This is a genomic window from Hafnia paralvei ATCC 29927 (assembly GCF_001655005.1).
Taxonomy (GTDB): domain Bacteria; phylum Pseudomonadota; class Gammaproteobacteria; order Enterobacterales; family Enterobacteriaceae; genus Hafnia; species Hafnia paralvei.
Map to the genome: position 1 here is coordinate 1 of NZ_LXET01000048.1, position 10,897 is coordinate 10,897.

At 49.9% G+C, this 10,897-nt stretch carries 6 protein-coding genes; 1 reads left to right on the top strand and 5 read right to left on the bottom strand.

Going from position 1 to position 10,897, the window contains the following annotated elements; genetic code table 11:
- Positions 1–179: 179 nt before the first annotated feature.
- From M988_RS15815 to M988_RS15825, 3 genes are all read right to left on the bottom strand, one after another.
- Positions 180–1,037, bottom strand: coding sequence for an aldose 1-epimerase (locus M988_RS15815; RefSeq protein ID WP_064574954.1), 858 nt, complete (start codon positions 1,035–1,037; stop codon positions 180–182).
- Positions 1,037–2,467, bottom strand: coding sequence for a sugar porter family MFS transporter (locus tag M988_RS15820; RefSeq protein ID WP_064574956.1), 1,431 nt, complete (start codon positions 2,465–2,467; stop codon positions 1,037–1,039). Before M988_RS15820 ends, M988_RS15815 begins: the two co-directional genes overlap by 1 nt.
- Before the next feature lie 80 nt (positions 2,468–2,547).
- Positions 2,548–5,817, bottom strand: a complete 3,270-nt coding sequence (locus M988_RS15825; RefSeq protein WP_064574957.1) for a DUF5107 domain-containing protein — start codon at positions 5,815–5,817, stop codon at positions 2,548–2,550.
- 116 nt (positions 5,818–5,933) lie between these two features.
- Here M988_RS15825 and M988_RS15830 point away from each other — a divergent pair, with 116 nt between their 5' ends.
- Positions 5,934–7,178 carry an ROK family protein gene (locus M988_RS15830; RefSeq protein WP_039185832.1) on the top strand — a complete coding sequence of 415 codons (1,245 nt, stop codon included), beginning with the start codon at positions 5,934–5,936 and terminating at the stop codon, positions 7,176–7,178.
- Positions 7,179–7,587: 409 nt separating this feature from the next.
- Here M988_RS15830 and M988_RS15835 read toward each other — a convergent pair whose 3' ends face one another.
- Positions 7,588–8,772 (bottom strand): cytochrome c, encoded by a 1,185-nt coding sequence (locus M988_RS15835; protein WP_064574958.1) that lies wholly within the window; start codon positions 8,770–8,772, stop codon positions 7,588–7,590.
- Positions 8,769–10,679, bottom strand: coding sequence for an NAD(P)-binding protein (locus M988_RS15840; RefSeq protein WP_064574960.1), 1,911 nt, complete (start codon positions 10,677–10,679; stop codon positions 8,769–8,771). Before M988_RS15840 ends, M988_RS15835 begins: the two co-directional genes overlap by 4 nt.
- Positions 10,680–10,897: the final 218 nt, after the last annotated feature.

Here is a 10,897-nt window from a genome sequence, read left to right on the forward strand (position 1 = left end):
GACTCGGACGCCTGCACAGAGTGCATGTAGATTTCAGTGTATTAGGCGTACGAAACCTTACACCATTCCCATGTAGATCTCAGTGCATTAGGCGCACGAAACCTTACACAATCCCCATGTAGATCTCAGTACATTAGGCGCACGAAACCTTAAACAATCCCCATGTAGATTTCAGTACGTTAGGCGTACAAAACTTCTATCCCCATAACCAACTCCATATTCTCCCCTTTTCCTAACAACACCAAACCCGGTTGTCCTTCCATATTGTGGGCATCGACTGGATGGCTTTGAGGTTCGAGGCAAATAAACGGTTCATTGGGCATTTGAAACAGCATAAGGTAAGGCACGGAACTACGTATTGTCACCGTTGATTGGTGAGGCGTAACTAAATGAGCAACGCCGTTCCAGCCCGAATAGCCATGGTTCATCCACACGTTGTCAGGCACTTTGGCACAAGAGAAATCAATGTCATCAGGCATGTTTCTCTGCCACGATAGAGGTAAGTGTTTTTCACCTTCAGGCCAATATCCCGAGGAAAAAAACTGTATCTGCGTCTGCGACGTTTTCACAAAGAACGGATGAAATCCCACCCCATACAGCATAGGTTCTGTACCACAATGCCGCAGCGTCAGATGGGCTGTCAGCCCCTCGTCACTTAGCCGGTAAACCAGCAGAGCCGAATAGTCAAAGCCACAGTCATGCTGTACTCGTAGCCCTAACGCGATGTGGTTTACGCTGAGATCCTGTAACTGCCAACGTTGCAGCCAACCATCTCCATGTAGGAAAAACATCGGATCCAATGAGCTATCCGGCAGACAAACCTCTCTCTCACCTAAGCGAAAGCGATTATCTCGCACTCGATTAGCCACCGGAAGCATAGGAAACAGCGCGCTCTCTCCCGGATGCCATCCGGTATTCTCTTGGTAGGCACGTAGAATTTCCCTGCCGCCGTCGAGATCGTCAAAGCTTAAAATCGCCGCCGACTGCGGTGTCACCCGCAGCCTAAACCGTGAGGTCTCTAAGGTATAAATATCCATTATGCTTGCTTCACATTATGCTCTGCGGGTTTCGTGCTCCCAGCTAATTGACGCTCCAAAGCTTCAAGCGTGACACCTTTGGTTTCAGGCACATTACGCAATACGAACACGAATCCAAGCGCGCAAATAATGCCATACAGCAAGAAGCTTCCTGCGGCCCCTAAGCTGGCATTTAATAGAGGGAAGGTATAGGTAAGCAAGAAACAGGCAATCCAAAGCGCCAGCGTCCCTACTGACATCGCCATGCCGCGCACGCGATTAGGGAAAATCTCAGACAATAGAACCCAAGTAACAGGCGCAAGCGTCAGTGCATAAATGGCAATGGCGGCTAAAACCAGCAACAGTACAGGTAGCCCCATGATGCTCAAGGCATAAGCGCCAGCAATCAGAACATAGATCACGGTCAGCCCTGAAGCACCGAGTAACATCAATTTGCGCCGTCCCAACTTGTCCACCAGCGGCAAAGCAATGATGGTAAAAATCAGGTTGATAAGGCCAGTCGCCACTATCGATTTCAACGTGCTGTTAATATCAAAACCGGCCGAAGCGAAGATCTCCTGCGCATAGTTGAAGATCACGTTGATCCCGCACCACTGTTGGAAAACGGCCAGCACGATCCCAATCAAAATGATCGGCCTAACTCGAGGGTTGAGCAGTTCGCTCGCCGCAACCTTTTGCGTATTAGCCCCTAGCGTTGCGCGAATATCGGTGAGCGTTGCCCGTGCATATTCAACGCTGCCAATTCGGCGTAACATGCGCTCGGCTTTATCCTGTTTGCCCGCTTTTGCCAGCCAACGTGGAGACTCAGGCACTAAGAACATCAGCAATAAGAACAATATAGCCGGAACCAACTCTGCGCCAAACATCCAACGCCAGCCAGCTTGCCCATTCCAACTTTGCAGAATATCTTGCATGGTTGCCGAACTGGCAACCGGCTCTGCAATCATCAGGTTTACCAGCTGTGCTGCAAGAACGCCGATCACAATCGTGAGTTGGTTAATCGCCACAAATTTCCCGCGTTTTTCCGCAGGGCTAACTTCGGCGATATACATCGGGCTCAGCGCAGAGGCTAAGCCAATGCCCACACCGCCTACGATGCGATAAAACACGAACCAGTCGAAATCCGTAGCAACCGCGGTTCCCCATGCCGAAGCAGAAAACAAAACCGCAGAGATAATCAGCGGCAGCTTGCGACCAAAACGGTCGGCGCACCAGCCTGAAATCAGTGCGCCAAAGACACAGCCGGCTAATGCCGAACTCATCGCCCATCCTGATTGGGCGGGATCGGTAATACCAAAATAGGCTTCGTAAAACGGTTTTGCACCGCCAATCACTACCCAGTCATAACCGAACAGTAGCCCACCACAGGCGGCAACCAAACATATCATCCAGACATAAGACATATTGAGATGGTTCTGCGTGTTTTTCATTTTTTCACCTTATCGTTATCTTGTAGGGAACAGGCTTACGCAGTCATTAGAAATAGGCCACCGCGGTGGCCTGTTATGGCTTAGCCATTAAAAACACCGGTCTGTAGCGCCAAACGCAATAAATGCGCCTTATCGTGAGCCGGATTACGCTCAAGCAACCGATCGGTAAGACGTACAAAGCTCGCTTCATCGCCCAAGCCTAAATACCCTAATGCCTCAACCCACAGGCAATGTTGGATATGCTGTTCCTGTGCCGAGGCATCTAGCACAATCAGATCGGGCAGCGAGACGGCAAAGAAATCCGGTTCGGAGGCGTCGTTGCGGTGCTGATTTGCCCAATCCACCATGAATTGGAATTGCTGCTGAGCCTGAGCCTTTTCCCCTAGATGCACCGCCGCCATTGCCTGATAAAACAGATAATCTACCGGTTGATCGTTGTAATAACGGCCTTCGCTAAGAACCGATCCCCCTTGTAATGCACGTTGCAAAGCTAACTGCATGTGTTCTGTGTCTTGCATCTGTTCGGCGCAAACCGCCAGTAAGTACCAGATGTCGTTATCGCTTTGCCCAACCAAACGCCCTTCCCCAAGATTGGCTGGGTAACTGAGTGACTGGTGCAAAACGTCATACGCCTCGGCAAAGTGCCGCTCTTTCATCAACGCCAAAGCACGACGCTGATGATTAATTAAAAATTGCCCAGTAACTTTGCCCTCGCCGCCTTCCCAAGGGTGGAACTGACGACGCCAAAGGATCTCTGCCGCGGCGTCCGTTTTGTTATGGATGTGATAAAGGCTAAGCAGTTCTGCGGTGAGATCGTCGCGCTTAAGTGCCACGTCACGGCGCTCATCCAGCAAACGCAAACGCTGTTCGGTCGGCACCGCCATCCGTTTTTGCAGATAACTAAATTCGAATAGCAGGCGCGGATTTTCGGGTTCAAGATCCAGTGCTCGCTGGAAATAACGAGTAGCACCTTCAGCATCATCTTGTTTATTGAAGGCATAAATCCCTAATACGCGATGCAGCGCGGCAAAGTTTGGCATTTGCTGTAGCGCAAATAGCCAGCAAGACTCCGCCTGATCGTAACGACGTTTGCTGTAGAAGAAGCATCCCAGCAAATATTGAGCAAAGCCGTCTTGTGGGAGGCGTTGCAGAATGGCAACCTCATCCAAGGTGTTAGGGAATCTGACTTTTAGGCCAAAATTATCGCGAGCCTGCTGTAAATACTGGCTACGATCCTGGGTATCTTGTGTCAGCGCAGCACGGTAAAGCAGCGGTAAAGATTCTGGGTTATCCAACAAATCCAACAACGCTAATGCATCGTTTTCACATCCCAAACTCATCAGCCAGCCGGCTAATACACAGGAATTTATTCCTCTCGCTCCCGCGATAGTTTTGAATGCATCAACGTTATTGTTCAGTAGCGACTGCATATACAGCAAAGCGTAGCTAAGCGGATACTGTACAAGCTGCGCCGCGACATATTCCTTGGCCTGCTCGTTCTGACCTAAACGCTGTAAAATGAGCGCCTTTAGCCCCATTGCCAGATTGTTTGCCCCGTTGAAAATCAGGCTCTGATTAACAAATGCCAACGCCTGTTCTAACTCACCTTTACGCAGTGCTAAACGCGACAAGGCATAAAATGCGGCGTCGCGACAGTTGCCGCTCCATGTCGCCTTAAAGTAATCATCGTAGGCCTGCGTTTCACGGCCCAGCTTTTCGCGGGCAGAACCGCGTAACATGCTCGCCTGACCGCATTGGGGATTTTTATTCCAACGTTGAGCACGCTGCAACGCGGCGTCGGCATAAAATTCGGCCCGTTCAAAGTTGGCGCGGTTAAACTCCAGCGTCGCTAACGCGACATTACAGCGATAGTCCTGAGGATCTATTTCCAAAGCTCGTTGGTAATAATCAAAAGCAGAGCGACTCGCATGCAGATACTGTTCCAGATGCTGACCAATGAAATACAGCTCATCGGTGTTAGTGAGTTCTTGTGGTTTTTGCGGAGCACTGGCCGCCTGTGGTAGCGGCATTTCTTCAGGGACATGCTCTAAGTAACTGATAATCTCGCGGCCATCGCTATCCCGCAGAGAAAGTGTCAGACGTGCCGAAGAGCGGTCCGGCAACGCGTGTAACCACGATTGCGCAGGAGAGAACGTCAGTGATTCACGGAAAATCTCTTTATCGTCGGCACTGACGACAAGCGTGACATTATCAAGCGGGGCTATCGCGTAGAGGCCAAGCTGTATCTCGCCATGATGCCGTTCCAGCTTGATTGCCGCCTGCGTATTCGCATTCTGCAAGGTTCCCAACCGGCTGTACGGCAGAAAGTTCTGTACGAAGACCTTCTCTTCATAAGGTGCAAGCCAAGTAAAATCCGGTTGGTTGTCGGTGAATACGCCGGTCATTAGCTCGATATAAGGCCCGTTGTGATCGGTTAAGTTACGATCCCACGCTAAACCAAAATCACAGTTGCCCCACGTCCACTGCTTTTTCCCCGGAGAAACATGGTGATCGGCGATATGCAGTAAGCCTCCCTGTTCGCCGTGATGGTAAGCGCCAACAAAGTCATAATCTGATTTATCCGCCATATACGACGTTGGTACGGGGATATTCTTGTAGCGAGAGATATCGACCCCAGCCGAATAATCCACCTTGTAATAGGTTCCGGTCGCCATTGGGAAGGCAGAAACATCGCGCTTACCGTGGTCATAAACAGCCGTCACATCCGGTGGGAATACGCTTTGATGATCGTCCCCTCCTTTCACTGCGGGGTTCGCCCACCACAAGAAGTGGCGAGGCGTGGGGTTGCCGTTAAAAACTTTGCCGGTAATCTCGATCAGCGCTTTTTGCGGATACAGCCTAAAACCGGTCATGACCTGCAAACCACGCATCGGCTCGACTTCACCTAACCAAACGGTTTTACTGCCGTCATCCTGATGGCTAAAAGTCACATCGACCGGCATAAAGGTGGTTGGGCGATGATGCTGCGGCCAGTTAAACTCAATGCCACCGGAAATCCACGGCCCGACTAGCCCCACCAGAGCCGGTTTAATCACCTCGTTGTAATAGACAAAATCACGCTGCATTACTTTGTCGTATGCACGATGAATTCGCCCTCCCAGCTCGGGCAGCAGCATCACCCGAATAAAATCATTTTCTAGCCATACTGCTTGGTATTCACGGTCCTCGCACTCGCCGGTTAAGGTATCGATTACGCCATAGGGATAAACCGCGCCAGAAGAGCCTTGATAGACACGCTTCTCTAAAAACATCGGGTTAGGATCTTCCGCGCCGATGCGATAGGTCGGTAAAGTCACACTTTCTTGCCAAACTTTGACGTCGCCGTACATTTCTGCGTCTCCAGTAAAAAAATGACAGTGAACTAAGGTATGTTGGCAGTGTATGGGAGACGTTTTTTTCCGTTGTGATGAAAGCTCACGCAATACAGTTAACGGAGTTAAGTGAAATGTTTGATCTTGGACTGAATAATCAGCGGGTACGTCACCTTAACAAGCGAATATTACTGGCGCTTATTTATCGTTATAAACATGCGAGTAAATCGATGCTGGCGCAGCAGACCGGCCTGTCGATCCCTGCAATCGGCAAAATTCTTGAAGAGCTGATGGACGATGGCAAAATCGAGCACTCCGATCGCATGCTCAGCAGCCGCGGCCTCAGCGGCGGTTGTTACCAAATTCCCATCAATAATTCGCTGATTCTCTGCATGAACGTGACGCCAAACTGTATTGAGAGCCAACTGGTCAACAGCCAAATTTTGCCTCTGGGCGAATATCAATTTGCGGCTGTTTCAGCCCCTCATCCACAAGCCTTATTAGCTGCTATCGAGCAGGTTTATTACCAACAGCGAAAGCTGCATCCGCAGCGAACCATTCAGCTAGCGCTAGCCATTCATGGACAAGTCGATCCCGTGACCGGCGTTTCGCAAAATATGCCGCAGGCGCCGTGGAAAGAGCACATCGAAATGAAATACCTGCTAGAAGAGAAGCTAAAAACCCGTGTGCTGTTAGACAACGACTGCGTGATGTTGGCGCTGGCTGAGAAATGGCAAAACGCCGACAATCCGCAGGATTTCTGCGTCATCAACGTGGATTACGGGATTGGCTCATCCTTCGTCATCAACCAACAAATTTACCGTGGCAGCCTATATGGCAGCGGGCAGATTGGGCACACCATTGTCAATCCCGACGGAGTGGCCTGCGATTGTGGACGCTATGGCTGCTTGGAAACGGTAGCCTCACTTTCCGCACTTAAAAAGCGTGCCCGTATTTGGCTGAAATCTCAGCCACAAAACAATACTCACCAAAGCAACATTCACCAAAGTAATACTCAACAAAGCAATATCCAAACCGATTGGGATTCGCTGAGTAGTAAGCATTTGATTGAGCGATATCAACAGGGGGATCTTCAGGTTCAAGCGTGGGTCGATAACGCCGCGAGCGCAATAGGTCTGAGCCTGTATAACTTTCTCAATATACTGAATATCAACCGGATCTATTTTTACGGTCGTAGCTGTGCCTTTGGCGATCGCTGGCTAAACGCAATCATGCGCCAAACGGGGTTCAACCCTTTCGATCCCGCCGATCCCAATATGACCAACGCAACACGTATCGGATTCGGTCAGCTCAGCCGACCGCAGCAGATTATGGGTATCGGTTATTTGTATGCAGAAAAGGCGCTAGAGAATGTGTAGTTTTATTCTTCAACGCCCATCAATGAAAAAGACGTAGAATCAGATATCCAGAGTAATAAATAGACTCCCTAACCAAAAAAGAGAAACGTGCGTATTGACTCTTATACAAAGAGGTTGGCGTTGGTGATGACCACGCCTTAATATCATTATCTTTTGCAATCAAAGAATATATTATTGAAGGAATGCATCTTCTTCATATTATTAACCTGTGGGATATTACCAATATCAAAAAATAATTCATAAAGAGAACATTACTACAGGATAGTATTCGTTCAGTATTATTCACATCAGCACCGCTAAAAACCAAGATGGAAAACTCACAGATAATAACGATCGCCACTCAGCCTAGAGACATTTTCTGAATGGATGGAGCCTAATACAACGGCTCCATCCCCTTTGACTTCAAAGGTTATTTATCAAGTTCCTTACGTACTTTTCCAACCTGCTCAGGCGTGATCGGTTCTGCTTTATTGCCCCAGCTACCGCGTAGATAGCTCATCAAATCCGCGGCCTGCCGATCGTCCAGCGCCCAGCCGTAACCTGGCATGCCGTATGACATATGTTGCTGCGTAACCGGTGTTTGCGCGCCGTCGAGCACCACACGGATAAGCGTTTGCGGATTATCAGCATTAACGGTCAGATTACCTGCTAAGCGAGGAATCGTGTAATCCACGCCTTCGCCTTTGGTGTTATGGCAGGTTGAACAATAGCGAGCATAGGTTTGAGCGCCAGACTGCATTGACGCTGCCGTCGGTGCTTTCACTTCGGCATCATTCGGCAACGCTTCCAGACTCAGTAAGTAAGTCGCAATGCCATTGAGATCGCTATCGGTGAGGTACTGTGAACTGTGCGTCACGACCTCGCCCATTGGGCCGCTTAGCGCAGCGTGGCGGCTACGCCCGCTTTTCAGCAATGCCACCAGATCGTCTTTGCTGACGTTAAGACCACGCAGCGATGGCGCATACCAGCCATCCAGCTCCGCGCCATTCAAGAAACGCAGCTCGGCCTGATCCATTCCCTGCTCTTGCATCGCCCAACCACGCGGGGTATGGCATGCACCGCAGTGGCCTGCACCTTGCACCAAATAGGCACCGCGATTCCACTCATCGCCTTTTTCCGACTGCGGCTGATAAACCCCCTCTTGCAGGAAGAGTGAATTCCAGATGCCCAGCGGCCAACGCATCGACAATGGCCAAGGAATATCACTTTTCTGATTTTCCACGGACTGTGGTTTCACTTCAGTCATCAGATAATCGTACAGGGCACGCATATCTTCAGGCGTCATTTTGGCGTATGACGTGTATGGCATCGCTGGGTACAGATGGTGCCCATCTTTCGCGATCCCCTGCCGCATCGCTTTATCAAAATCCTCAAAACTATAGCTGCCAATGCCGTGTGTTTTATCTGGCGTAATGTTGGTAGCATAAATATTACCCAGAGGGGTCGCAAAACGCATGCCTCCAGCTAACGCCTGCCCCTGAGGAGACGTATGACAAGCGGCACAGTCGCCAGCTTTTGCCACGTACTCACCGGCCGACATCGCATTAGCGCCTACGCTTGTCGCAAGCAGCGTCAGCATCATTAACGGTTTCATACGTTCTCCTTATTCATCGCCGTAAGTTCGTTCACTGCTCTCCAAGCCTGATCGACGGCCGAGTTGGCATACGGGCTCCAATCAGAATCCGAGTTTGCAATGGTGATGCGCCCTATCGGCTGGCGGGCGGTATGAATAATTTGCTCAGCTTCTTTTTCATCATCGAATAAACCGTTCAGGAAATAGGAATAACCGTGTGACCAGCGGTTAACCGTAATGGCCTGAATATCGCGCTGATGATCGAAGCCAGCGGCACCAAACATGCCCTGTAGCTGCTCGCGGATCATTTTTTCATGGACTTCGAACGGCGTGCCCAGCAACAGAGCTCGTCCTTTACGCGACTGCTCACGTGGGCTTAAGCCGCTTCCTGGCAGCGTTGGCACATAAACCATGTGTAATCCAATCGGCTGATTAGGATCACGCGGATGTTCATAGCCTCCCATATTCACGGGATAGTCCAGCTTGACTCTGCTATACGGCGCAGCGGGAGAATAGATTTCATGCACGCCCAGTTTCATAAACGGCTGCCAGTTACGGATCACCACTTTGGAGTAAACCAGCGGCGATTTGACGTTTTCCTTCAGCGCTGCCGCCTGTTTCTCAGGCATTTCCGGTACTAAATAAGGAATCATCATGTTGTAACCCGCCATCACAACTTGACCGGCGCGCACCCGATGCAGCTTATCTCCGGTCAGATAGGTCACATCAACGGCCTGTTTTCCCTGCTCGCTAACGTTCGCCACATGCACGCCCGTGCTATTCAGACGCAGGCGTACCGGAGAGTCTTTTTTATCGAGTTGGCTGTAATCAAATTTCGCCAACACGATGCTTTCCATACTGTCGCCCAGCGCGACCGCAGGAATTAAATGACGAACCATCAAGCGCGCCAAACCGGCATTACCATCAGGGAAATGGAAAATATAAGGCTCATCCAAATCGGCCAAGGACTCTGCGTCAAGCGGAGGCAAATTCATTCCATCCAGCCCTGGTAACGCACAAATGCGAGCGTCGCTACACGAAGTAGCATCAATGCCAACCGCTTGGAAGTCGTTCGTCCTTTGCTGGAAATAACGGATCGCAATTTCACTAAGACCCACTTTTTCCCGCAGGAATTGACTGTAACTATGGCTATCTAACCACGCCACTTTTTCATCAGTATCCAGTTCTGGCAGGTAATCTTTCTGCTCGGTGTGCAGCGCAATCAGCGCGTTACGATCGGATTCAGACAGCGGGAAATCGTTAATAAACGCGGTGATGTCACGCCCGTTTAAACGATCCGGCGCAATATCATCCGCTACCGCACGTCCGGGATCGCCGTTAACAATCTTATCTACACCAAAGTTTTTACGATCGAAGTAAACGCCACGGCTGAGTTTGAGATCGGGATAGAAATTCTGATCGAAATCTTTCGCCATCTGCTCAATATCAACGTTAAGCGTTTTCAGCAATCCCATCGCAACAGGGCTAAAGTTGGTTCGTGGTGATTGAAAAGACTCACTGCCGCCGTAGCCAAGAATCGTTTTACCTTCAACGTTAAATTCATTGCGCTTGGCATGACCACCGAAGTCATCATGGTTATCCAACAACAAAATGCGCTGATTTTTACCCTGTAGCTGCTGCCAAAAACAGGCAGCCGCCAAGCCGCTAATTCCCGCCCCTACAACAACCAAGTCAAACTGTTCCTCGACGGGAACACTTTTCGGATCGAAATGTTTACCTTCACGCCCCAAGAGATGCGCGGCTTCAAACGATCCTGGATGATTGCCGCGTAAGCCCGTTAGCGTCGGCGGATAGTACAGACTTTGGGTTAAAGCCTGAGGTGATGCACGTAGTGCCTGCCAGGGTGTTAGCCCCGCTGCAATGGTAATTGCCATCCCATTGAGAAAGTCACGTCTAGTGATGCTCATAATGCTTCCCAGTTTTATTTTAAGAATTGAAATCGAAGGAAAAACACAGTTATTTTACATAAAAATAACATGATAGGGGGATAAAAAATGTGGGGGAGATAGTGTTAATGCACTGAAATCTACATGGGCATTGTGTAAGGTTTCGGGCGCCTAATGTACTGAAACCTACAGAGAGCTGTGTAAGGTTTCGTACGCCTAATGCATCGAATATCACATAA

Bases quoted from the DNA above. Each gene is read 5' to 3' on its own strand.
- M988_RS15830 (WP_039185832.1), top strand. From the start codon at position 5,934: ATGTTTGATCTTGGACTGAATAATCAGCGGGTACGTCACCTTAACAAG.
- M988_RS15815 (WP_064574954.1), bottom strand. From the start codon at position 1,037: ATGGATATTTATACCTTAGAGACCTCACGGTTTAGGCTGCGGGTGACA.
- M988_RS15825 (WP_064574957.1), bottom strand. From the start codon at position 5,817: ATGTACGGCGACGTCAAAGTTTGGCAAGAAAGTGTGACTTTACCGACC.
- M988_RS15835 (WP_064574958.1), bottom strand. From the start codon at position 8,772: ATGAAACCGTTAATGATGCTGACGCTGCTTGCGACAAGCGTAGGCGCT.
- M988_RS15840 (WP_064574960.1), bottom strand. From the start codon at position 10,679: ATGAGCATCACTAGACGTGACTTTCTCAATGGGATGGCAATTACCATT.
- M988_RS15820 (WP_064574956.1), bottom strand. From the start codon at position 2,467: ATGAAAAACACGCAGAACCATCTCAATATGTCTTATGTCTGGATGATA.